The sequence below is a fragment of the Extensimonas soli genome, from assembly GCF_029211265.1.
In the GTDB taxonomy this organism is placed as follows: Bacteria; Pseudomonadota; Gammaproteobacteria; order Burkholderiales; family Burkholderiaceae_C; genus Extensimonas; species Extensimonas soli.
The window spans coordinates 72,928-94,755 of record NZ_JARGEL010000031.1 but is presented as its reverse complement, the minus strand read 5'-3'; the positions used below and the strand labels follow the sequence as shown (position 1 = coordinate 94,755).

General features: G+C 64.0%; 24 protein-coding genes and 1 other RNA gene. 14 read left to right on the top strand and 11 right to left on the bottom strand.

Annotated elements, in window-relative coordinates; all coding sequences use genetic code 11:
• Window positions 1-214 precede the first annotated feature (214 nt).
• The 7 genes from PYV55_RS14630 to PYV55_RS14600 form a co-directional block, all read right to left on the bottom strand.
• Window positions 215-1,120: an SDR family oxidoreductase gene (locus PYV55_RS14630; RefSeq protein ID WP_275852644.1), complete on the bottom strand. Its 906-nt coding sequence runs from the start codon at window positions 1,118-1,120 to the stop codon at window positions 215-217.
• A gap of 16 nt (window positions 1,121-1,136) precedes the next feature.
• Window positions 1,137-2,318 carry an NADP-dependent oxidoreductase gene (locus PYV55_RS14625; protein ID WP_275852641.1) on the bottom strand — a complete coding sequence of 394 codons (1,182 nt, stop codon included), beginning with the start codon at window positions 2,316-2,318 and terminating at the stop codon, window positions 1,137-1,139.
• A gap of 88 nt (window positions 2,319-2,406) precedes the next feature.
• Window positions 2,407-2,835, bottom strand: coding sequence for a PaaI family thioesterase (locus PYV55_RS14620; protein WP_275852639.1), 429 nt, complete (start codon window positions 2,833-2,835; stop codon window positions 2,407-2,409).
• A gap of 103 nt (window positions 2,836-2,938) precedes the next feature.
• Window positions 2,939-3,730: an SDR family oxidoreductase gene (locus PYV55_RS14615; RefSeq protein ID WP_275852637.1), complete on the bottom strand. Its 792-nt coding sequence runs from the start codon at window positions 3,728-3,730 to the stop codon at window positions 2,939-2,941.
• A 148-nt stretch (window positions 3,731-3,878) separates the two neighbouring features.
• Window positions 3,879-5,330: an MFS transporter gene (locus PYV55_RS14610; RefSeq protein ID WP_275852635.1), complete on the bottom strand. Its 1,452-nt coding sequence runs from the start codon at window positions 5,328-5,330 to the stop codon at window positions 3,879-3,881.
• A gap of 128 nt (window positions 5,331-5,458) precedes the next feature.
• Window positions 5,459-6,448 (bottom strand): MBL fold metallo-hydrolase, encoded by a 990-nt coding sequence (locus tag PYV55_RS14605; protein WP_275852633.1) that lies wholly within the window; start codon window positions 6,446-6,448, stop codon window positions 5,459-5,461.
• A 76-nt stretch (window positions 6,449-6,524) separates the two neighbouring features.
• Complete coding sequence (locus PYV55_RS14600; RefSeq protein WP_275852630.1) at window positions 6,525-8,366, bottom strand: acyl-CoA dehydrogenase; 1,842 nt, start codon at window positions 8,364-8,366, stop codon at window positions 6,525-6,527.
• Between the two features lie 372 nt (window positions 8,367-8,738).
• On the opposite strand from PYV55_RS14600, the gene ubiG reads away from it, so the two are divergent.
• The 3 genes from ubiG (at window position 8,739) to ssrA (ending at window position 10,552) form a co-directional block, all read left to right on the top strand.
• A complete protein-coding gene (gene ubiG / locus PYV55_RS14595; protein WP_275852628.1) occupies window positions 8,739-9,455 on the top strand; it encodes a bifunctional 2-polyprenyl-6-hydroxyphenol methylase/3-demethylubiquinol 3-O-methyltransferase UbiG in 717 nt (238 codons plus the stop codon).
• Between the two features lie 31 nt (window positions 9,456-9,486).
• Complete coding sequence (locus tag PYV55_RS14590; protein WP_275852626.1) at window positions 9,487-10,152, top strand: HAD family hydrolase; 666 nt, start codon at window positions 9,487-9,489, stop codon at window positions 10,150-10,152.
• A gap of 13 nt (window positions 10,153-10,165) precedes the next feature.
• Window positions 10,166-10,552, top strand: a transfer-messenger RNA (tmRNA) gene (ssrA, locus tag PYV55_RS14585).
• 259 nt (window positions 10,553-10,811) lie between these two features.
• Here ssrA and PYV55_RS14580 read toward each other — a convergent pair.
• From PYV55_RS14580 to PYV55_RS14565, 4 genes are read right to left on the bottom strand one after another with little or no spacing between them, the layout of a single operon-like run.
• A complete protein-coding gene (locus tag PYV55_RS14580; protein WP_275852624.1) occupies window positions 10,812-12,926 on the bottom strand; it encodes a 7-cyano-7-deazaguanine synthase in 2,115 nt (704 codons plus the stop codon).
• Complete coding sequence (locus tag PYV55_RS14575) at window positions 12,916-13,707, bottom strand: hypothetical protein (RefSeq protein ID WP_275852621.1); 792 nt, start codon at window positions 13,705-13,707, stop codon at window positions 12,916-12,918. Before PYV55_RS14575 ends, PYV55_RS14580 begins: the two co-directional genes overlap by 11 nt.
• Window positions 13,708-13,742: 35 nt before the next feature.
• Entirely contained in the window at window positions 13,743-13,976 is a 234-nt protein-coding gene (locus PYV55_RS14570) for a LexA family protein (RefSeq protein WP_275852619.1), read from the bottom strand.
• A gap of 50 nt (window positions 13,977-14,026) precedes the next feature.
• A complete protein-coding gene (locus PYV55_RS14565) occupies window positions 14,027-14,503 on the bottom strand; it encodes a thermonuclease family protein (RefSeq protein WP_345803597.1) in 477 nt (158 codons plus the stop codon).
• A gap of 184 nt (window positions 14,504-14,687) precedes the next feature.
• On the opposite strand from PYV55_RS14565, the gene PYV55_RS14560 reads away from it, so the two are divergent.
• The 11 genes from PYV55_RS14560 (at window position 14,688) to PYV55_RS14510 (ending at window position 21,721) form a co-directional block, all read left to right on the top strand.
• Complete coding sequence (locus PYV55_RS14560) at window positions 14,688-14,876, top strand: hypothetical protein (RefSeq protein WP_275852616.1); 189 nt, start codon at window positions 14,688-14,690, stop codon at window positions 14,874-14,876.
• A complete protein-coding gene (locus tag PYV55_RS14555) occupies window positions 14,873-15,334 on the top strand; it encodes a DUF2924 domain-containing protein (RefSeq protein ID WP_275852614.1) in 462 nt (153 codons plus the stop codon). Before PYV55_RS14560 ends, PYV55_RS14555 begins: the two co-directional genes overlap by 4 nt.
• Entirely contained in the window at window positions 15,331-16,698 is a 1,368-nt protein-coding gene (locus PYV55_RS14550) for a recombinase family protein (protein WP_275852612.1), read from the top strand. Before PYV55_RS14555 ends, PYV55_RS14550 begins: the two co-directional genes overlap by 4 nt.
• On the top strand, window positions 16,695-17,171 hold the full coding sequence (locus PYV55_RS14545; protein WP_275852610.1) for a hypothetical protein: 477 nt from the start codon (window positions 16,695-16,697) through the stop codon (window positions 17,169-17,171). Before PYV55_RS14550 ends, PYV55_RS14545 begins: the two co-directional genes overlap by 4 nt.
• 158 nt (window positions 17,172-17,329) lie before the next feature.
• Entirely contained in the window at window positions 17,330-17,641 is a 312-nt protein-coding gene (locus PYV55_RS14540; RefSeq protein ID WP_275852608.1) for a hypothetical protein, read from the top strand.
• 11 nt (window positions 17,642-17,652) lie between these two features.
• Window positions 17,653-18,135, top strand: a complete 483-nt coding sequence (locus PYV55_RS14535) for a hypothetical protein (RefSeq protein ID WP_275852606.1) — start codon at window positions 17,653-17,655, stop codon at window positions 18,133-18,135.
• Entirely contained in the window at window positions 18,132-18,980 is an 849-nt protein-coding gene (locus PYV55_RS14530; RefSeq protein ID WP_275852604.1) for an ATP-binding protein, read from the top strand. Before PYV55_RS14535 ends, PYV55_RS14530 begins: the two co-directional genes overlap by 4 nt.
• Before the next feature lie 5 nt (window positions 18,981-18,985).
• Complete coding sequence (locus tag PYV55_RS14525) at window positions 18,986-19,627, top strand: hypothetical protein (RefSeq protein WP_275852603.1); 642 nt, start codon at window positions 18,986-18,988, stop codon at window positions 19,625-19,627.
• Window positions 19,628-19,638: 11 nt separating this feature from the next.
• Entirely contained in the window at window positions 19,639-20,493 is an 855-nt protein-coding gene (locus tag PYV55_RS14520; RefSeq protein WP_275852601.1) for a P63C domain-containing protein, read from the top strand.
• A complete protein-coding gene (locus PYV55_RS14515; RefSeq protein WP_275852600.1) occupies window positions 20,490-20,990 on the top strand; it encodes a DUF6511 domain-containing protein in 501 nt (166 codons plus the stop codon). Before PYV55_RS14520 ends, PYV55_RS14515 begins: the two co-directional genes overlap by 4 nt.
• Window positions 20,987-21,721, top strand: coding sequence for a hypothetical protein (locus PYV55_RS14510; protein ID WP_275852598.1), 735 nt, complete (start codon window positions 20,987-20,989; stop codon window positions 21,719-21,721). The genes PYV55_RS14515 and PYV55_RS14510 overlap by 4 nt, the downstream gene beginning before the upstream one ends.
• The last annotated feature ends 107 nt before the right edge of the window (window positions 21,722-21,828 follow it).

Here is a 21,828-nt window from a genome sequence, read left to right as displayed (position 1 = left end):
AGTCGTCACGGACGTTAGCTCTCAGGGCTGGCCACTTTTTCTTGCCCTCCCGCGGGCTTTCGTAGCGGCATCAACTTTTTTGCTCCGCTCCAGCATGACCGCCGCCTCATCGCAGGCATCCTGCCATTGCGCGTTTGGCGGGCGCTATTCAGTGCTGTACGGCAGCAAATAAATTCTCGCGGAGACGGATGATGTTGTGAGACAAGGCATTCGCTCACCCGCCGCGCAGCGCCGCGCGCAGTTGCGCTCTGATCTCGGGGCGCTCGGCAAACGGGTCGGTGGGGTTGCGCGCCAGCAGGATGTCTTCCATGCGGTTGCGCACGCCGCCGAGTGCGTGCGGGTGGCTGTAGATGTAGAACTGGTCTTGGGTCACAGCGTCGAACACCTTTTGTGCAACTTCGGCGGCCGAGACTTTGCCGCCGCGCACGGCCTTGTCGGTCATGGCCTGGCCTATGCGCTGGCTCGCCGTGGGCGCGGCGCCGGGCAGGTCTTGGGGGCGGTTGCGCTCGCTCTGGCCTATGCCGGTGGCGACGTAATATGGGCACAGCACGCTCGCGCTGACCTGGTCGGTGACCAGGCGCAAGTCCTGGTATAGCGTTTCGGTGAGCGCCACCACGGCGTGCTTGCTGACGTTGTAAATGCCCATGTTCGGCGGCGTGAGCAGCCCGGCCATGCTCGCGGTGTTGACGATGTGGCCGCGCCAGGCGGCATCCTGGCGCGCCGCGGCCAGCATCATGGGCGTGAACAGACGCACGCCGTGGATCACGCCCCAGAGGTTCACGCCAAGCACCCACTCCCAGTCCTGCACGGTGCTTTCCCACACCAGCCCCGCCGTAGCCACGCCCGCGTTGTTGAAGACGAAATGCGGCGCGCCAAAGCGCTCGGCCACGGCGTCGGCAAGCGCCTGCATCTGCGCCGCGTCGGACACATCGACGCACCGCGCGAGCACCGGCACGCCCGCGGCCTGCGCCTCGGCGGCGGCGGCGTCGAGCGCGTCCTGCTGCACGTCAACGAGCACGAGCTGCATGCCCAATCGCGCGCCCAGGCGTGCGCACTCACGCCCGAAGCCCGAACCCGCGCCTGTGAGCACGGCGGTCTTGCCTTGAAAGTTCTCGATCATGGCATCTGCCCCTGCATCAGAACAGTTTGACGAGCTGCTTGCCCAGGTTCTTGCCCTTGAGCATGCCCAAAAATGCCTCGGGCGCGGCCGCGATACCTTGCGCGATGGTTTCGCGCGGGCGTAGCTTGCCGCTCGCGACCAGGCCGGCGAGCTCTTGCAGCGCCTGCGGCCACACGTCCGTGTGCTCGCTCACGATGAAGCCCTCGAGGCGCATGCGCTGCGTGAGGATCAGCGCGGGGTAGCGCATGGGCAGCGGCTGGCCGTCGTAGCCCGCGATCATGCCGCACAGGGCCATGCGGCTGAAGGCGTTCATGCGCAGCATCACCGCGTCCATGATCCAGCCGCCCACGTTCTCGAAGTAGCCGTCTATGCCCTGCGGGCAGTCCTGCTGCAGGGCGCGCGCGAGCGATTGCGTGTCGCCTTGGTGGAGTTTGTAGTCTATGCAGGCGTCGAAGCCCAGCTCGTCCAGCGCGTAGCGACATTTCTCGCTGCCGCCCGCAATGCCCACGACGCGGCAGCCGCGCGCCTTGGCAAGCGCGGCAAAGGCGCTGCCCACGGCGCCCGTGGCGGCGCTGACCACCAGCGTGTCGCCGGCCTTGGGCGCGATGATCTTCACGAGACCGTACCAGGCCGTGACGCCCGGCATGCCCACGGCGCCGAGGTAGTACGACAGCGGAACTTGGAGCCTGTCGGACTTTGGAGTCGTCGGCTGCGAATGCGCCGCAGCGGCCCATTTTTTGCCGGCTTCTTGCCCCATAGCACCACTATGGGACTGCGAATCCGACAAAAACTGGCCTCGCTGGGGCACATTCTCGCTTTCGACGCCCAAAGTCTGACAGGCTCCTCGCGTATCGACCTTGCGCAGCACGCCGGGCTGGCGCGCATCGACCACGCTGTATTCCTGCCAGCCGCCCATGCCCACCACCTGGTCGCCCACGGCATAGTCAGGGTGGCGGCTTTCGACCACTTCGCCCACGGTGGCGCCGATCATGACCTCACCCAGCGGCTGCGGCGGCGCGTAGCTCTTGCCCGCGTTCATGCGCCCGCGCATGTACGGGTCCAGGCTCAGGTAGTGGTGGCGCACGAGCACCTGCCCTTCTTGCAGCGGCGGAGTTTCGCTGACGACGAGCTGGAAGTTGTCCACCGTGGCTTCGCCTTGCGGGCGGCTCGCGAGCAGGATTTGCGTGTTGCGTGGCATGACGTACTCCTGATGACTATTATTTGAATAGCTGCTCGCGCTTGCTTGTCCTGCGCAAAGCGGCTTTTTTATCTAAATTTCTCGGGCCTCAATCGGTGTAGATCACGGGTTGCGCGCTCTGCTCGCCCGCGGGCGGCTGGCGCGGCACGAATTTGAAGGTGCCCGTGGCATGGCTGCACGCGCGCCCCGTGGCGTCATAGACCGTGCCTTCGACGAAGGCCATGCGCGCGGTGCGGTGCAGCACGCGGCCCTTGGCCAGCAGCGCGCCGCGCCCGGCCTGCATGAAGCTCGTTTTCATCTCGATGGTGACCACGCCGAGCTCGGGCGTCTGGCTGCGCGCAGCCGTGGCCATGGCCACGTCGAGCAAGGTCATGGTGGCGCCACCATGGGCCACCGCAAAGGAGTTCATGTGCTCGGGGCGCACGTCGAAATACACCTCGGACTCACCGTTTTCCATACGGCGCACGACGAAGCCAAGGTGCTGCACGAAAGGCACATCCACTGGAATACCAGACACAAAAAACTCCTTCAAAGCGAGCCCTGCCGCGCCACGACAGAGGGCGCGGCAGGCAGAACAATGCTGAAAAAATGCGGAAAAAACGGCGCGATCGCAGCAGCGCTCAGCCGTTGATCACCGCGCTCACACCGCCATCGACGGCAAGCCACTGGCCCGTGATGTGCTTGCCCGCGTCACTCGCGTAGAGCACCGTGAGGCCCTTGAGGTCTTCGTCGTCGCCCAGGCGGCGCAGCGGGCAGTTTTCGCGCAGTTTTTCCTCGCCCATGATCTCGATCAGGCCGCGTGCCATCTTTGTTTTGAAAAAGCCCGGGCAGATCGCGTTCACCGTGATGTTGAAGCGTCCCCACTCGGCCGCCAGCGCGCGCGTGAAGTTGATCACCGCGCCCTTGGACGTGTTGTAGGCGATCGTCTTCATGTCGGGCGGATTGCCGCCCAGGCCTGCGATCGAGGCGATGTTGATGATGCGGCCACCGCGCTGCGGGATCATGCTGCGGTTGGCGATGAGCTGGCTCAGGATGAAGTAGCCGCGCACGTTGAGGTTCATGACCTTGTCCCAGGCTTCGAGCGTGTGCTCCTCGGCCGGTGTGCCCCAGGTGGCGCCCGCGTTGTTCACGAGGATGTGCACGTCGCCCACGCGCTGCAGGGTTTCATCGACGAGGCGCTGGATGTCGGACTCCTGCGCGCAGTCGGCGGCGATCCAGCGTGCGTCGATGCCGGCGTCTTGCAGTTCGGCCGCGGCTTGTTCGAGTTCGGACGCCTTGCGCGAGGTGAGCATGATGCGCGCCCCGGCCTCGCCCAGCGCGTGGGCCATTTGCAGGCCCAGGCCACGCGAGCCGCCGGTGACCAGCGCGGTCTTGCCGGTGAGGTCGAACAGTTGTTGCACGGTACGGGTCATGGGGTGTCTCCTGAAGATCGAAAACCAGAGGAAGAAAAAGCGGCTGGCGCAGCGCTCGCCTCGAGCCCTTGCCATTGTGCAGCCAACACCGCGCGGCCGTTGTCGCCTGAGCGATTGGGCCGCGCCTGGCTGCGCACGCCGCAGTTGGTCACTGCGCAATGGCTTCGAGCGCAATGCCCTTGGTGCGCGGGCCGAAAAACCCCACCGCCGCCATCGCCACGGCCATGGCGGCCGCGACGAACACGAACACGCCCGTGGTGCCGAAGCGCTGCAGCACCGCCGCGATCATGAACGCGGTGAAGATCGCGGAAAACCGGCTCCAGGCATAGACGAAGCCGACCGCGCGGGCGCGGATCGTGGTTGGGAACAGCTCGGCTTGGTAGCCGTGGAAGCTGTACGACATGATGTTGTTGCTGAGTGTGAAGCCGACGCTGAGCACGATCAACAGCAGCGGCACGGCGGTCTGGCTGAACAGCAGGCCCAGGACCACCGTCAAACCCGCCATCGCGACGATCACCGTCTTGCGCTCGAAACGGTCGGCGATTGCCAGGCCCAGCAAAGGCCCGAGCGGCGCCGCCAGCGCGATGATGCTCGAATACAGCAGGCTCGTCGTGACCGTGATGCCCTGCTTGACCAACAGCGTGGGAACCCAGTTGGCAAAGCCGTAGTAGCCCACGGTCTGGAACATGTTGAACACCGCCATCATCAAGGTGCGACTGCGGTATGGCGCCACCCACATGTCCCGAAAGCGGCCGCGCGCGGGCACTGCCTCGGCTTGCACCAGCGGCGCAGCGGGCACGGGCGGCGGCAAGGGGCGGCCGTATTCGGCCTCGACCTTGGCTTCGAGCGCGCGCACCACGCGGTCGGCCTCTTGCAGGCGCCCGTGCTGCGCGAGCCAGCGCGGGCTCTCTGGCAGCTCACGGCGTATCCACCACACGAACAGCGCGCCGTGCGCGCCGATGAGCACGACCCAGCGCCAGCCATCGAGCCCCAGCGGCGCATGGGGCACGAACAGGTAGGAAAGGAACGCGACCACCGGCACCGCGGCAAAGCCGATCGCCTGGTTGCACGCGAAAGCACGGCCTCGAATCTGCTTGGGCACGAGCTCCGAAACGTAGGTGCCTATGGTGACCATCTCGACGCCGAGCCCAAGACCCACGAGAAAGCGCCAGAAATTCAGCCCCCAGGCCGTTTCCTGGAACGCCATCACCACGTTCGCAACCGTGTACCACAGCAAGGAGTACGTGAAGATCGCACGCCGCCCGAAGCGGTCGGCAAGAAACCCGCAGGCAATGGTGCCGAGAAACAAACCCGCAAACAAGGCCGCAATGAAGCTGGCCACGCCCGTCGTGCCGAACAAGCCCGGCGTGGACAGGGTCAGGATGCCGCTCTTCACGAGACCGGGCGCCACATAGGCGCTATAGAGCAGATCGTAAATTTCGAAAAACATGCCCAGACTCAGCAGCACGACGAGGCGCCATACCGTGCGCGTGGCCGGAAGCCGGTCGAGGCGCGCCGAGATCGTGCCGGCATCGGGGATGGGATCAGAGGCAGCAGCGGCCGCTGCCGGCACCCGTGGGGATGGAACTGTCGTGGGCATGATCTGCATGTCTCCTCATGATTTTTGTGGGCCCACCGGCCACCACTGCCGTGGCAGCCGGGGTGCATCACTGTGGTGGCTATGGCGCGGCGCCGTAAAGATTTTGCACCCGCCCAACGCTGGCGGGTTCAAAAATTCAGCGCCTGCCCGTGCTCGAGCACGCGGAAATTTTCGGGCGCTTCGCCCGCGGCCTGCAGCGCCTGGAACAGGCGCCAGGGCGGGTGCTGCGGCGGCTCGGCCGAGAGGCGAAAGCTGCCCCAGTGCATGCCCACGCTCAGGCGGCTGCCGAGATCGCGGTGGATTTGCACCGCGTCGGCCGGATCGACGTGCATGGACTGCATGAAGCTGCGCGGCTCGTAGCTGCCGATGGGCAGCAGCGCCAGATCGGGCGGGCCCAGGCGCGCGCCGATGTCGCGAAAGATGCGGTCGTGGTAGCCCGTGTCGCCGGCGAAATACACGCGCCGCTGCGCGCCCTGCACGGCCCAGCCGCCCCAGAGGCTGCGGTTGCGGTCGAACAGCCCGCGCGCCGAAAAGTGCTGCGCCGGCGTGAAGGTGAGCTGCACGCGACCCGCCAATTCCGCGCTCTGCCACCAGTCGAGCTCGGTCACGCGCTGCACGCCGCGGCGCGCAAACCAGGCCTTGAGCCCGAGCGGCACGAACCAGTGCGCACGCGCACCCAGCGCGCGCACGGTGGCCGCTTCGAGGTGGTCGTAGTGGTTGTGTGACAGCAGCACCGCGTCCACGGGCCCGATCTGTTCGAGCGCCAGGCTCGGCGGGCGCAGCCGGCGCATTGCAGGCCAGGGCACGGGTGCGGCGTAGTCGCCAAAAACCGGGTCGGTGAGGATGCGCAGGCCCGCGAGCTGCAGCAAAAAACTGTCGTGCCCGATCCAGGTCGCGTGCGGGCGCGCGGCATCGAGCGGCGTGCGCGGATTCGGATAGACGAAATCCGCCGGCACGTGCGCGTCGAAACCTGGATCGGGCGCAATGCCGGCGACGAGCCAGCGCAGCGCCTTGAGCAGGGACAGCCGGTGCGCGGGCAGCGGCGCAGCCATGGGCAGGTTGCGAAAGCGACCGTCGGGCGCATGGTGGGGTGGCGCGGGTGGGTTCGGGGGCAACATACGAGTTTTAAGTCAAATCTGCCTAAAGTCCTTGCATATCAATGGCAAGAAGCTATCTTTACGATAGCAATTGTGCTCAGAATGCTTCTTCAGGCAGGTTCGCGCAGGTCATGTCGCGCTGGCGCACGACCTGCAGCCAGGCGCCGATCTTGGGCAGCTCATAGTGATAAAAATACTGCATCGCGCCCATTCTGCCTGCGCTTTGCGCTTTTGAAAGCGTAGCGTCGGCGCGCAGCGTCGCGAGCGCCACGTCGAGCCAGACCCACGCGAGCACGGTGTGGCCGAAAGCCTGCATGTAGGGCACGGCGTTGGCGAGCGCCTCGCTCGGCTGGCCCGTGGCCCAGGCCTCCTGCGTGGCCTGGCCGATTTGCGCGAGCGCGAGTGCCAGCGCCTGCGCCTGCTCGCGCAGCGCAGGCTCGGCCTGTGCGCGTGTGGCGCTTGCGCGCATGCGCTCGGCCAGCAGCGTGAGGCCGCGGCTGCCTTCCATGAGTACCTTGCGGCCCAGCAAGTCCGTGGCCTGGATGCCGTGCGTGCCCTCGTGGATCATGTTCAGGCGGTTGTCGCGCCAGTATTGCTCGACGGGAAAGTCGCGCGTGTAGCCGTAGCCGCCGTGGACCTGGATCGCGAGGCTGTTGGCTTCGAGGCAGTTTTCGCTGGGCCAGCTCTTGGCGATCGGCGTGAGCACTTCGAGCAGCAGGCGCGCTTCTTCGGCGGACTCGGGCGTGCCGGTGTAGCGCTCATCGACGAGGCGCGCGCACAGCAGGTTCAGCGCGAGTGCGCCTTCGCCATAGGCTTTTTGCGCCAGCAGCATGCGCCGCACGTCCGCGTGCTCGATGATGCGCACCGGCGGCTTGGCAGCGTCCTTGCCGCCCTCCCCTACGGGGCGGCCTTGCGGGCGGTTCTTCGCGTAGTCCAGGCTTGCGTAGTAGCCGGCCAGGCCCAGCATGGTCGCGGCCATGCCGATCGCGATGCGCGCCTCGTTCATCATGTGGAACATATACGAAAGCCCGCGCCCGGGCTCGCCCACACGGTAGCCGATGGCACCGGCGCGGCCCGCGACCGGGTATTTGCCCTCACCGAAGTTCAGCAAGGTGTTGCTCGTGCCGCGCCAGCCGAGCTTGTGGTTCAGGCCCGCGAGCGCTACGTCGTTGCGCTCGCCCGTGAGGCGCCCTTCGGTATCGACGAGCTTCTTCGGCACGATGAACAGCGAGATTCCCTTGGTGCCCGGCACCAGCTTGCCGTCGGGGCCGGGGATTTTGGCGAGCACGAGGTGGATGATGTTCTCGCTGAGCTCGTGCTCGCCCGCCGAGATCCACATCTTGTGCCCCGTGAGGCGGTAGCGCGGCCCGAGCGGGTCCTGCTCCCACGAAGGATCGTCCTGCGCGTCGGGCACGGCGCGCGTGGCGATGTCGCTCAGCGACGAGCCCGCCTGCGGCTCGCTCAGGCACATGGTGCCCGAAAAGCGCCCGCTGAATTCGTTGAGCGCAAACACCTTTTGCTGCAACGCGCTGCCGTGCGCCATGAGCAGGTTCGCGTTGCCCACAGTAAGCAGTGCGGGGTTGATGCTGATCGAGGCGAGCGCAAAAAAGCTGTTCGCCGCGGCCTCCACGGTGTAGGGCAGCTGCATGCCGCCGATGTCGTAGTCCTGCGCGGCGCTCAGCATGCCCGACTCCGCATAGGCGCGGTAAGCCTCGTGCGTGGCTTGCGGCAGGATGACCTTTTCGCCGTCGAAGCGCGGCTCCTCGGCATCGACGAGGCGGTTGAACGGCGCGTACTTCTCACGCGCGATGCGCTCGCAGGTGTCGAGCACGGCGTCGAAAGTCGCGCGCGCGTGCTCGGCAAAACGCGGGCGGGCGTTCAGCGACTCGGCCTGCAGCCAGTCGTAGAGAAGGAATTCGAGGGTCTGGCGGTGGTTCATGGTTCAACCCAGATTGTTCGTTAGGACGCGGGATCATGGCGAGGCGGCTGGCGAGGCGGCTGGCGAGGCAGTTTGGTCGCGGCTCAGGAGCTCGTGGTGGTGCCACGAACGACGAAGCAGCGGCCAAAATGACCGGCAGACATCCGCCAGCACCCGCGTAGGTGCGAAGCACCGCCTAATGGACAATCTGGGTTCAACCCAGATTGTTCGTTATAGACCCGGCAGCTAAGAGCTGATTTTCAAGTATCCGCCCTCAGCTAAAGGGCATGGGCAAAGAAGACGGATGCAAGCTGCCGCGGCAAGCGCAGCATGAAAGACGCAAACAGGCGGTACCATTCGCGGCATTCTTGCGCAGTTTTTGTCTTTTCCCCCATGAACACCACCGTGAACGCCGACCCGGCCGAGTTGGCCAAGTTTTCCGAACTGGCCCACCGCTGGTGGGACACTGAGAGCGAGTTTCGCCCGCTGCACCAGATCAACCCCCTGCGCCTCGGGTGGATAGACAGCCTGGCCCGGTTGCAAGACCAGCGCGTGCTCGATGTCGGCTGTGGCGGCGGCATCCTCGCGGACGCCATGGCGCGCAAGGGCGCGCAGGTCACCGGCATAGACCTTTCCACCAAGGCCCTGCGCGTGGCGCAACTGCACGCGCTCGAAGCTAACACACCCAACATCCGCTACCGCGAAGTCAGCGCCGAGGCGCTCGCACAAGAGCAGCCCGAGAGCTTCGACATCGTGACCTGCATGGAAATGCTCGAGCACGTGCCCAACCCAGCCTCGGTTGTACGCGCCTGCGCCACGCTCGTACGCCCGGGCGGCTGGGTGTTCTTTTCCACCATCCACCGCAATCCCAAGGCTTTTTTATTTGCCATTTTGGGCGCCGAATACCTGCTCAAGCTGCTGCCGCGCGGCACCCACGAATACGCCCGCTTCATCCGCCCGAGCGAGCTCGCCGCCTTCGCCCGTACCGCTGGCCTTGAAGTTGTGCAAGAGCGCGGGCTCGAATACAACCCGCTCGCGCACCGCTACCGCCTGAGCCATGACACCAGCGTCAACTACCTCATGGCTACACGGCGCGGCCTGGGTGCTTGACGCGCTTTTGCCCGTGCCCCCACTCACGCCCATGTTCCGCAACGTCCGCGCCGTCCTGTTCGACCTCGACGGCACCCTGATCGACAGCGCCCCCGACCTCGGCGCCGCCGCCAACCAAATGCGCACCCGGCGCGGCCTGCCCGCGCTGCCGCTCGCACGCTACCGCCCCCTGGCGGGCGCAGGCGCGCGCGGCATGCTCGGCGAGGCCTTCGGCATAGGCCCGGAGCACCCGGACTTCGACAAACTGCGCGAAGAATTCTTCTGTGCCTACGAGGCCTGCCTGAACCACCACACCGAAGTCTTTGCCGGCGTGCCCGAACTGATCGACGAGCTACGCCAGCGCGGACTCGCCTGGGGCGTGGTCACGAACAAGATTGCCCGCTTCACCGAACCGCTGACCCGCGCCCTGCCCCTGTTCGCAAGCGCCGGCGCCATCGTCAGCGGCGACACCACCCCCCATGCCAAGCCACACCCTGCACCGCTGCTAGCAGCTGCCACCAGGCTGCGCATTGCGCCAGCGCAGTGCCTCTACGTGGGCGACGACGCGCGCGACATCGCCGCCGGCCACGCCGCCGGCATGGGCACCGTCGCAGCCCGCTACGGCTACCTAGGTGCCCAGGCAGACCTGCAGCAATGGGGCGCACACGCGCAGATAAATTTTCCCACCGAGCTCTTGCAATGGCTGGTACCAGCCTAAAATAGCGTGTTTAGGGGCTGTCCTGGTTTCGACGCGGGTTCGGAATCGGTGCGGTGCATGTCGAGCTTGGGTCACGCTCGTAAATCTCGATTCAACAAAGTAACTGCAAACGACGAACGTTTCGCACTCGCTGCTTAATTGCCAGCGAGCCTTGCAACAGTTGGCCTATGGGCTGGGCAAGGGGGCACTGAACACTCGGTGCCTCCAGGCTGCAAGGGCATTCACATAGGCTGGTTGCGCCCCGGGTACCTTGGGCCGCAACGAGAAACAAGGGTACTGGCAACCGGTGTAGCGTGCGCCTGCGCGATACCGGTGGCGAGACCTAAAACAGCGCGCTAAACATGTAGATCTGCTCGAAGAAGGCTTGCGGACGCGGGTTCAACTCCCGCCAGCTCCACCAATCACAGGGGACAGACTCGCTCTGTCCCCCTTTCTTTTTTGGGCGCACGCCCAGTATTGGCGCGGGTTCCGGCCTTGCTGCGACGGACGCCGCTGCCCAGCGCGGTCGGGTTTCTGGCTGTATTCCGTTCTCTGTTCCCGCCTGTTCTCTGTTTCTGCGAAGGACGCCGCCGCGCTCTCGCCAGCAACGGCGGGGGTTTTCGGCTGCTTGTTCGTCATGGAAACCGCGTTCACGCGGGCGACCCGGCCCCGGAACTGGCCTATGTGTTTACGATGGGCCGGACCTCCCAGGTAATCGGCATCCCGGGCCGGTAGACGACCTCGTTGCCGTGCTTGATGCTGGCCTTCAGGTGTTCCGCCAAGGGTTTGTCGTACTTCTCGATCTGTTTGATGGCTCGGTCTACGGCATTGCGAAAGGCGTCCCGGACGTTCTTACGCTTGTCTCCGGCCTTGCGTTGTCTCCCGCCGAGCCCCTTTCCTCCCTCCAGCGCTTTGGTCAGGAACGCCATCTCCTCTTCGATCTCCTCGACTCGAGTGTGATCCCCTGCGTCACGCGCCTCGCCAATTTCGCCGAGAAGTTCACGGGCACGTTGCTGCCACTCTCGGAGGGCTCGCCGATCTGCAACATCGCCCGCGTCGGTCAGCGGCGCACCGGTGACGATCTGAAAGCCATCCTCGATCTCTTCAGGCGCAACCACGGCATTGGCAGGCAGATCGACGGCGTTGGCGGCGCTTCCACAGGCGATTTCGTAAACCGACATTTCCCGTTCTGGAAACGCCAGCAGGAGGTTGATGTACTCCGCGCCCTTGTCGACATTGAGCAGGCAGATGGTGTTGCGTCCCTGGAATCGCACTTCCCAAACTGCCCCGCGCTTGCGGAAGAAGTTCTCCGGCTGTTTCTCCACCGACACCACGGCGGGAACCGAATTTACCGAAGCGGACTCGTAGACCGTCCGCAGCAAGCAGTCGCCGGGCAAAGAGCGTTCCCGGATCTGGGTGAAGTAACGCCGCCCGAGTTCGTCGACAGCACCGGTTACTTCCTCGGCGTGCCGCTTGTAGAGGTCGAATACCCGCTGCGCTGCCTGCCCGGCACTGGTGTTCAAATACTGGAATACGCGGCAGGCATCGGGATAGCTGCTGATAAAGTCGGCCACGCCTGTCAGGTTTTTCACCTGGTTGGCCCGCTCCAGATAAGCGGCCGCCATGATCTTGTCCTCGTCCCTCTTCCTGCTCTGGGTGAACACGTCGACCTTGTAGTGCTCCACCGGATCGTGCTGATCAGCTTTGGCGGCGAGGACGGCGAAACGCCGGTCGATGCACTGCGAGCAGCCGCCGCAATGGGTGTGCAGGTTGCTCATCTCCCAGGTGTGCGTGCAGGTCATCGAATGCTTGATTAGATCGTGGCAACCCGCGTCGGTGATGATCTTGACGACATCGGCCTTGGTTTTCCAGATGTACGGGTTCTCGACGGTAAAGGGCTCGCCGGCCACCAAGGTGATGATGTCCTGAAAGCCTTTCATCACCCTGGGGTGCGTCGTGCGCGTGGCGCGGCCGCCGACCACCTGGGCGCATATCGGCAGGTTCAGGCTGATCACGCCGTTCTCGTAGAAGCGCACGCTCTTGAGGCCCAGCATCCTAGCAATCGTCGCGCCGATGGAGACGTACAGGAACGACCGGCTACGCTGGGTGTACTCGTGGTTCAGCCCTTTGGTCTTGTGGACGCGAACGGTAATGCGGTGCGGCACGTTGTCGCCTGATTTCGCGGCCAGCATCTCTTCGAGAACACGGTGACGTTTGTTGAGCTTGGAGGTCGACTTGTGAGTGACCAGGACCACGCGCCGCCTCTGGTTTACAACCTCATCAATGGCACCGGCTAGGGAGTCCAGTCCTCCGGAGAACATGACCACCTGCTCCGGCATCCCGTACATCTGCTGGGTGTCGTTGAACTCGAGGTACTCCTGGAACTGATGATCTTGGTCTAGCCTGACGAAGTCGAACTGGTATTGGTCGTCGGACAGGAACCCCAGCGTCGAGCACAGCGCCTCCTGTACGTCCCTGCTGTTCCAGAAGTCAGGGTTACGCACCGGCACTACAAAGTGCAGGTCGCGCCGCCAGCCATCACCAAAGGTATCGACATCGTCCGCGCCGCGTTTGACCACCTGATCGGCGCTGTAGACGTAGGCGGCGATTTCCAACAGGTCGTGAAACAGTGGCGGCACACCACGAAACATTTTGGTGTGAACGTCTTCGATCCGCAGGGTGATGTTCCCGTGCCCGGCCCTGCCCGAGAGCCGCAAGCGCAGGTCGCATGCGGGGTCTTCACTGATGCCCTTGGCGGATACGTTGCCGCAAAGGATGTAGCGCTTATCTTGCATCGCCGCTACTCGCTCCCACCTTCAACTCATCCCTTATCTTTTTCAGCGCGTAGCCCGCGAACCCGTCCGATGACTTTCTGGAGATGTCGCCGCCTTCGTGATAGCGGTGCTTTGAAAACCATTCACTCGAAAACTGCTCGACGATGAGCGACGCCTCACGGGTGTGGGTTTGCAGCGCGAGGCTGAACTCGGCCGCCTGATTCATCGTTGCAAAACGCATCCCTTCGCCGAGCTGCGTGTTGATGACTTTGCTCAAGAAATACTGCAGGCCCTCGTTGGCGAGCCGGGCGAAGAAGTGCCTGGAGAATTCACCGAACCCACGGGGCTTGCCCAAATCCGCGAGGGCCGCCCGCATCGTGTCCGGATCGGAAGAAAACAGCGAATGGAGCTTGGGGGCCAGTACATCGTTGACGGCGCCAACGATGGCCCGGTTGGCGAGCATGCCGAGATCGGAGCGCTTGCCGGTGCCTTCCACGCGCCGGTCCAGCGCTTCGGTGATTGCCGTGGTCACATCGACGAGCGAGGGATCGGCGGGGAGATGGATGCCCGCAGCAGCGAGGTGCTGGTGGATGTCGGGCTTCTTGGCGGCAATCGCCATCTGGGTCATCAGCCAAACAGCCTCGGTGTAACCCACATCGTTCATCACGAAGGAGAAGGCCTTTTCGGCCGCCGTGATGGTGGCATTCGCAATTTGGGAGACGTTTGCGCCGGCGGCGATCAGGCCGACGACCTCCTTCCACGCCTTCGTTCTTGGCAGTACTCCGAGCCGAACGTGCCCCATCCAGGACTCCCTTTGTTCAGATCAAAGCATCGCGATCACTCGTGCCGTTTCGCGATCACGATACTCCGGGCCTTTTTTTCCTCTTTTCTCAAGTACCCCTTGCGTACCAGCTGCGCGATTTGTTCGTGAGCGCTGGCGTGGCTGATGCCCAGCACATCGGCCAATTCCTTGACGGTAGGCGGCAGGCCTGTGCTGTCGAAGATTTGGCAAATCGCCCTCAGCGTTCTGGTCTGCGGCTTAGTAATGCCTTCGGTCTTTCGCTTGCTCATGGCATTGCTCCTTGCCGATTTGCATAATATATGACCAGACGAAAATCAGGTCAATGGAGGCGACCCAGCGCGGAAAATCTCTGGCCTGACTGCGGGTGCGTGGCGCGACGCCACTCCCAAGGGGGGATCGGGGCGACATCACGCCACAGCCCGACGTGGCGGTCGCGCGCCTCCTGCTCGGCGAGCTCGTAGGTACCAGCATCCTCGGCGGACTGCTTCCGTGCATACTGGCGGTACCACCAAGCCATCCCGGTTGTGATCTGTGCCAGCCTTGCGTCCAGTGTCTTCGGACAGGTGCGTGCGGTGCAGGAGGGGTCGGCGACCAGCACCTTGCCAACGAGTCGCCCGTAGCGGTCGCGCTTGCTGCCCATCACGACGACGTCTTTGCCGAACACGAGGTTGGACATCGACGCCTTGGATCGCTGTCCGAACGGCTGCTTCTTCTCAGGCGCATCGATCCCCGCCACCCGGATCTTGTGCTGTGTCCTATCCGCATCGAGGACGGTGACCGTGTCACCGTCGGCCACGCCAATCACTCGACCCGTGATGGTCTCCGCGCTGGCACTGCAAGCAGTCAAGGCGATCAACGCCGCCCAGAAAAACATCCTCGAAATCTCGCTCTCCCCATCTGATGCACGCTGAAACGGGATACCCCGACCGCCCTGTGTGCATATTCTTCGTAACGGTCTGACAACTTTACTGGCTACCGAAATGACCGTCGAACCAACACTCCCTGAATTGATGTCCCCTCGTCAACGGGCACGCGAGGCCGCAGAAATCATCGCGATTGCGATCGCGCGCTTGCATTCCACGCGTCCGCAGGAAAGCGATATTCCACTTGGCTTCTCGGCACCCGAGCGCGTTCATACAAACCCCTCTACAGAAGGAGTTTTCAAGTGAACGCACCAAAGACACCACCGTCTCTGGCGGTGCAAATCGCCAATTTGCCAAAGCTGTCCATGAAAGACTTGTGGGCGCTTTGGGACAAGTATTTCCCGCAGCGACCACCACACCACAACCGGGCCTATGTCGAAGGCCGTGTCGCCTACAAGATGCAGGAGGAGGCGCTGGGCACCACCCTGCTCGTGAAGACGCAACTGGCACGGATCGGCGAAGCTCAATCCAACATCAAGACGCAGCGTGGCGTCGAAGTCCAGGTCGTTCCCGGCACCGTTCTGGTACGGGAATTCGACAACCGCGAACACCGCGTCACCGCGCAGGCGGACGGCACTTTTGAATACGAAGGCCGTCGCTTCAAGAGCTTGTCGGGAGTCGCCCGCCACATCACCGGCACGCAGTGGTCAGGGCCGCTGTTTTTCGGAATCACCAAGAACAAGCAGAAGCGAGGCACCAAGTGAACACTGTCGTAACCAAGAAGCGCTGCGCCGTCTACACCCGCGTATCCACGGACGAACGCCTCGACCAATCCTTCAATTCCCTCGACGCCCAGCGCGAAGCGGGCCAAGCCTACATCGTGAGCCAGCGTGCCGAGGGCTGGTTGCCGGTGGCCGACGACTACGACGACGGCGGCTACTCGGGCGGCAACATGGAGCGCCCGGCCTTGAAGCGACTGATGGCCGACATCATTGCCGACCAGATCGACATCGTGGTGGTCTACAAGATTGACCGCCTGACGCGCAGCCTGACCGACTTCGCCAAACTTGTGGAGGTGTTCGAGCGCCACAAGGTGTCGTTCGTTTCGGTTACCCAGCAATTCAACACCACCACGTCGATGGGACGGCTGATGTTGAACATCCTGCTGTCCTTCGCGCAGTTTGAGCGTGAAGTCACCGGCGAGCGCATCCGCGACAAAATCGCCGCCAGCAAGCGCAAGGGCCTGTGGATGGGCGGTTACACCCCGCTGGGCTACGAGGTCAAAGACCGCAAGCTGGTCATCGAGGAGAGGGATGCCGAAACCATCCGGCGCATTTTCACGCGCTTCACCGAAACGCGCTGCATCACGGATATCGTCCGCGAGATGGCCCTGGAGGGAATCACTACCAAGCCCAACCGCCTGAAGGATGGCCGCGTGCGCAATGGCACGCCAATGGACAAGAAGTACATCTCCAAGGTACTGCGCAATCCAATCTACGTTGGCGAGATCCGCCATAAAGGGGAGGTGTTTGCTGGACAGCACGAGCCGATCATCACCCGCCAGCTTTGGGATCGCGTGCAAGCCATCCTCGCCGAGGATGCTCACCAGCGCATGGGCAAGACCCAAACCCAGCACAAGACCGATGCGTTGTTGCGCGGACTGATGTACGGCCCTGATGGAGGCAAGTACCACATCACCTACAGCAAGAAGCCCTCGGGCAAGAAGTACCGCTACTACATCCCCAAGGCGGACAGCCGCTACGGCTACCGCAGCAGCGCCACCGGGATGATCCCGGCCGACCAGATCGAGGAAGTGGTGGTGAACCTGCTGGTGGGCGCGCTCCAGTCGCCCGAAAGCATCCAAGGGGTCTGGAACACGGTTCGCATCAACTACCCAGAGATCGACGAGCCAACCACCGTGTTGGCCATGCGCCGCCTCGGCGAGGTCTGGAAGCAGTTGTTCCCCGCTGAGCAGGTGCGGCTGGTCAACCTGCTGATCGAGCGCGTCCAGCTCCTCTCCGATGGCGTCGACATCGTTTGGCGCGAGTCGGGATGGCGGGAGCTGGCCGGTGAGTTGCAGGCGGACAGCATTGGGGGCGAGCTGCTGGAAATGGAGGTGGCCCCATGAACCGCTCTTCAAAGAAGCTGGTCGGCGATGGCAAACCCCACGAGCGCCGCCACCCGCTGGAAGGCGGCGGTGTCCGGATCACGACTTTCGTGCCCTTCCATTTCAAGAAGCGCGGCATCAAGAAGGTGATTGTCGCCCCGGAAGGCGTCAGCCAGCCGATTGCCGTCACCGATACCCCGGTGCTCACCCCCGAACAGGATCGCCCGCTGCTCAAGGCACTGGGGCGAGGCATCTACTGGCAGCAGTTGATCGACAACGGGACGGTGGCCAGCGGCACCGAGATCGCTGAACGGGAGTGCATCCACCGTTCCACGGTCAACGATCTGCTGCGGCTGGCACTTCTCGCCCCCGACATCATCCAGGCCGCCTACGAAGGACGGCTGCCTCGGGCAGTGTCTCTGGAGGCCATCCTGCGGGCCAAGGTGCCGTTGGACTGGAATGAGCAACGCCAGTTGATCGCGTCCTTCGGGTAGCGAGGGTCTCGCAGAAATATTTTCCGGCTACGCCAAAAATAGCTGTTGCTACGCCGGATGTAGCGCCTTCCCCGATGAAGGCGTGAACCGGCATCAACGGTCAGTACAGGACTGGCCACCGGTCGCGCCCCAATCCCTGAACGGGAAGGAGCACGGCAATGGCCTATTCAATGGCACTGTCAGGAGGCTTCGGTGGCACACCGGGCCTCAATTCCGGCGTCGGATTCAGTTCGACGCCCACCACTGAATCCGCAGCGCTATCCCAGCGGCGATTCCTCAGCGAGGTCGAGCTCGCCAACCGCTGGGGAATGTCCCCGAAGACGCTCACGCGCTGGCGCGGCATGGGTCGGGGCCCTGTCTTCAACAAGTTTTCGAAGAAGGTGGCTTATCCCCTCGATGGCGAGAACGGTGTGCTCGATTACGAGAAGCGTCACGTCTATGCCTCGACGTCCGAACGTGTACCGGTGTGAGGAGAGCAGCCATGAAAGAACTGACTCTCTACCCGGCCGACCTCGCGAGCATGACCGTCGCTCAACTGGCGGCCGCGCCGATCCAGGATTTGTTGGACGCCGAGCGCAATGTCGACGAGGCCATCGCGTTTCTCAAGCCACTGCGCGCCAAGCTGGACGCCGCCAAGTTGCAGCGTTTCGGTGAGCAGGCGCGCGCCGCGCTGCGTGACTCCGGCCGCGACTTCGGCACCGCCCACGTCAACGACGGCGCGCTGCACGTCAAGTACGAGCTCCCCAAAAAGGTGACCTGGAGCCAGACCATCCTCAAGGAGATGGCCGAGCGCATCGTCGCCTCGGGCGACAAGGTGGAGGACTACATCGACGTCAAGTTGTCGGTGTCCGAGTCCCGCTACACCAACTGGCCCACGGCCCTGCAGGAGCAGTTTGCGGCTGCGCGCACGGTCGAAGAAGGCAAGCCGACCATCACCCTGACGCTCGATGGGGGTGCCGCATGAAAAAGCTCCCCATCGTGTCCGCCATCGAGCGGATGGCCGAGCGCAAGGGCGTGAAGTTGCTGATGCTGGGCAAGTCCGGCATCGGCAAAACCACGCGGCTCAAAGACCTCGACCCGGCCACCACGCTGTTCCTCGACATCGAGGCCGGTGACTTGGCAGTGGCCGACTGGCCGGGCGACACCATCCGTCCGGCTTCGTGGCCGGAGAGCCGCGACTTCTTCGTTTTCCTCGCGGGCCCGGACAAGTCGCTGCCGCCTGAGAGCGCCTTCTCGCAGGCTCACTACGACCACGTCATCGAGAAGTTTGGCGACCCGGCGCAACTCGACCGCTACCAGACCTTCTTCCTCGATTCGATCACCCAGCTGTCCCGCCAGTGCTTCGCGTGGTGCAAGACACAGCCCGGTGCAACCAGCGACCGCTCCGGCAAGCCTGATCTGCGCGGTGCCTACGGCCTGCTGGGCCAGGAAATGGTCAGTGCCTTAACCCACCTGCAGCACGCGCGCGGCAAGAACGTGGTGTTCGTGGCGATCCTCGACGAGCGGCTCGATGACTACAACCGCAAGGTATTCGTCCCGCAGATCGAAGGCAGCAAAACCAGCCTGGAGCTGCCCGGCATCGTCGACGAGGTCGTGACGCTGGCCGAGATCAAGGCCGAGGACGGCAGTACCTACCGCGCCTTCGTCACCCACACCGTCAATCCCTACGGTTTCCCGGCCAAAGACCGCAGCGGTCGCCTCGACCTGCTGGAGCCGCCGCATCTCGGCGCGCTGATCGCCAAGTGTGCAGGCGCATCCGCCGGGCCCGCCAGCGCCGTCACCCCGAACACCACCGAATCCAAGGAGTAATCGCCATGACCAGCCAATTCACCAGCAACAACTGGAACGACTTCAACGACGCCGAATCGCAGCAGTCCGGCTTCGATCTCATCCCCAAGGGAACCGTTGTACCGGTGCGCATGACCCTCAAGCCCGGTGGCTATGACGACCCGTCACAGGGCTGGGGCGGCGGCTACGCCACCGAGTCTTTCGAGACCGGCTCGATCTATCTCGCAGCCGAATTCGTGGTCACCGCTGGCGACCATGCCAAACGCAAGATGTGGTCGAACATCGGGCTGCACTCCAAGAAGGGGCCGACCTGGGGCCAGATGGGGCGCAGCTTCATCCGTGCCGCGCTGAACAGCGCACGCAACGTCCATCCGCAGGACAACAGCCCACAGGCTTCGTCTGCGCGCCGCATCCAAGGCTTCCACGAACTGGATGGCCTGGAGTTCCTTGCCCGCGTCGACATCGAGAAGGACGGCAAGGGCCAGGATCGCAACGTGGTGAAGGTGGCGGTCGAACCGGATCACCCCGACTACGCCAAGTTGATGGGCGTGCCGCCCAAGGCGTCGGGCGGCGGCACGTCCGGCGCTCCGGCGCAGGCCGCGCCCGCGTATCAGACACCGGCTCCACAACGCGCACCCGTGACGGGCAAACCGTCGTGGGCGCAGTGAGGGAGGCTGCCATGAACGCATCCATGCTCACTGCCAGCCACTACGGCGTCGTGCATTTCGGCGATCTCGACTGCGAGGCGGTCGTGCTCACCACCGGCGAGCGCGGCTACGTCCGCAAGGAGCTGGCCAAGCTCCTTGGTTTCCACGAATCGCACAAGGGTGGCCGTTTCGTCCGTTTTCTGGCCGAAATTGCGCCTAACTCATTGTCTTTATTGGAAAAATCATCTGGGCCGATTTTGCTGCCATCTGGACGTCAGACCCAGTTCTTCCCCGCAGGCATCATCGCGGACGTGGCCACATCCGTGGTGGACGCGGCCATCGCGGGCACGCTGCACCGCGCTCGGCAGGGCATCGTCGGTAACTGCCTGACGATCATGCGGGCGCTGGCCACCACCGGCGAGGTCGCACTGATCGACGAGGCCACCGGCTACCAGCACCACCGCGCACCGGACGCACTGCAGGAACTGATCTCCAAGTTGCTGCGCCAGTCCTGCGCATCGTGGGAGCGCCGCTTCCACCCGGACTACTACCGCGCCATCTATCGGTTGTTCGGCTGGAAGTACCAGGGCCACGACCAGAACCCTCCGCACGTCGTCGGTCAGATCACGCTGCGCTGGGTCTATGGGCCGGTGCTCCCGCAGGACTTGCTGGGCGAGATTCGCAATCGCAAGGGCATCTCGCAGAAGCACCACCAGTGGCTGTCCGATCAGGGGCTCGCGCATCTGGAATCGCAGATTCACGCGGTCACCGCGATTGCGCGCAGCTCGATGAGCTACCCCGACTTCAAGCGCCGCTGCGAAGCCGCCTTCGCTGGCGCTGCCCTGCAGTTGGGCCTGCTGCTCGATGAACTCGAGGAGGGGGCGTGAAATGCTGGGTTTGCAAACGACAGGCCCGGGGCTACGGCCACACCGACAACCGCCACGGCGTGGGCGATCCCCGGCGCTACCCCATCGACTGGGTGTTCTGTTCCCGTCGCTGCCAGGACGCATTTCACGCGCTGTACGGCAACTGGCAGCGGGCCAAGGAAGGTCGCATCGACAAGACGGAGGTCGCCATGATTGATCCGTCTGATGTCGAACTGGCCGCAATGCGTCATTGCCTCAAGGCTTTCGGCGAGGCAGCGGGCGAGATCGGCTTCACCAAGCCCCTAGGCGATTACTCCGAAGCCGAGGCCCTGCGCGTAATCGACGCCATCGTCACTTGCTGGTCGGACGCAATGGTCGCGCACCACGAGTCCAGCAAGTTTCCGCCCGTGCGGGGCTTGCCGCCCACGCCCGATCCGCTCGCACCCGATGCTGCCAATCCGTTCGCAGATCTGGAGGACGACCTGCCCTGGGAAGAACCGAAGGGGAAGAGGCCATGATGGACTTCAATTCCTCATCGAGCATCGCGGGCCAGGTCACCGCCCTGGTCGACGCCGGGTTGCAGCAGGCCCGCGCCCGCCAGTCTGAGCGCCAGTACCTCGGGGCCTCGCGCCTCGGGGTGGCCTGCGAGCGCGCGCTGCAGTTCGAGTACGCAAAGGCTCCCATCGACCACGGGCGGGACACCCCGGGCCGGATGCTGCGCATCTTCGAGCGTGGCCATGTCATGGAGGACTGCATGGTCGCGTGGCTGCGGGACGCAGGCTTTGACTTGCGCACCCGAAAGGCCGATGGCGAGCAGTTCGGATTCTCGGTGGCCGATGGTCGCCTGCAGGGACACGTCGACGGCGTCATCGTCGGCGGCCCCGAGGGTTTCGCCTATCCCGCGCTCTGGGAGTGCAAGTGCCTGGGCAACAAGTCCTGGAGCGACCTGGAGAAAAAGGGCTTGGCCATCTCCAAGCCCATCTACGCCGCGCAAGTGGCGATTTACCAAGCCTATCTCGAACTGCACGAGCACCCGGCGATCTTCACGGCGCTCAACGCCGACACGATGGATATCTACACCGAGCTTGTGCCATTTGACGCGGCGCTTGCCCAGCGCATGTCGGATCGAGCGGTGAAGGTCATCACGGCGACCGAGGCTGGCGAGCTTCTGCCACGCGCCTTCCACGACTCGACCCATTTCGAATGCCGGATGTGCGCATGGCAAGACCGCTGCTGGAGGATGCAATGAGCCATATCCAATCACAAGCACCAGCGGCGGAACCGATGGTGGGGGCACGCCACGCTGCCCAACAGCTGAATCTTCCGTCGTACTACTTCACCAAGCCTCGTTGCCGC

Excerpts from the sequence above, each read along its gene's own strand:
- PYV55_RS14535 (WP_275852606.1), top strand. The coding sequence starts at position 17,653 with ATGAAAGAACTGACTCTCTACCCGGCCGACCTCGCGAGCATGACCGTC.
- PYV55_RS14560 (WP_275852616.1), top strand. The coding sequence starts at position 14,688 with ATGACCGTCGAACCAACACTCCCTGAATTGATGTCCCCTCGTCAACGG.
- PYV55_RS14580 (WP_275852624.1), bottom strand. The coding sequence starts at position 12,926 with ATGCAAGATAAGCGCTACATCCTTTGCGGCAACGTATCCGCCAAGGGC.
- PYV55_RS14590 (WP_275852626.1), top strand. The coding sequence starts at position 9,487 with ATGTTCCGCAACGTCCGCGCCGTCCTGTTCGACCTCGACGGCACCCTG.
- PYV55_RS14625 (WP_275852641.1), bottom strand. The coding sequence starts at position 2,318 with ATGCCACGCAACACGCAAATCCTGCTCGCGAGCCGCCCGCAAGGCGAA.
- PYV55_RS14525 (WP_275852603.1), top strand. The coding sequence starts at position 18,986 with ATGACCAGCCAATTCACCAGCAACAACTGGAACGACTTCAACGACGCC.
- PYV55_RS14630 (WP_275852644.1), bottom strand. The coding sequence starts at position 1,120 with ATGATCGAGAACTTTCAAGGCAAGACCGCCGTGCTCACAGGCGCGGGT.
- PYV55_RS14540 (WP_275852608.1), top strand. The coding sequence starts at position 17,330 with ATGGCCTATTCAATGGCACTGTCAGGAGGCTTCGGTGGCACACCGGGC.
- PYV55_RS14570 (WP_275852619.1), bottom strand. The coding sequence starts at position 13,976 with ATGAGCAAGCGAAAGACCGAAGGCATTACTAAGCCGCAGACCAGAACG.
- PYV55_RS14510 (WP_275852598.1), top strand. The coding sequence starts at position 20,987 with ATGATGGACTTCAATTCCTCATCGAGCATCGCGGGCCAGGTCACCGCC.
- PYV55_RS14615 (WP_275852637.1), bottom strand. The coding sequence starts at position 3,730 with ATGACCCGTACCGTGCAACAACTGTTCGACCTCACCGGCAAGACCGCG.
- PYV55_RS14575 (WP_275852621.1), bottom strand. The coding sequence starts at position 13,707 with ATGGGGCACGTTCGGCTCGGAGTACTGCCAAGAACGAAGGCGTGGAAG.
- PYV55_RS14530 (WP_275852604.1), top strand. The coding sequence starts at position 18,132 with ATGAAAAAGCTCCCCATCGTGTCCGCCATCGAGCGGATGGCCGAGCGC.
- ubiG (WP_275852628.1), top strand. The coding sequence starts at position 8,739 with ATGAACACCACCGTGAACGCCGACCCGGCCGAGTTGGCCAAGTTTTCC.
- PYV55_RS14605 (WP_275852633.1), bottom strand. The coding sequence starts at position 6,448 with ATGTTGCCCCCGAACCCACCCGCGCCACCCCACCATGCGCCCGACGGT.
- PYV55_RS14600 (WP_275852630.1), bottom strand. The coding sequence starts at position 8,366 with ATGAACCACCGCCAGACCCTCGAATTCCTTCTCTACGACTGGCTGCAG.
- PYV55_RS14610 (WP_275852635.1), bottom strand. The coding sequence starts at position 5,330 with ATGCCCACGACAGTTCCATCCCCACGGGTGCCGGCAGCGGCCGCTGCT.
- PYV55_RS14545 (WP_275852610.1), top strand. The coding sequence starts at position 16,695 with ATGAACCGCTCTTCAAAGAAGCTGGTCGGCGATGGCAAACCCCACGAG.
- PYV55_RS14520 (WP_275852601.1), top strand. The coding sequence starts at position 19,639 with ATGAACGCATCCATGCTCACTGCCAGCCACTACGGCGTCGTGCATTTC.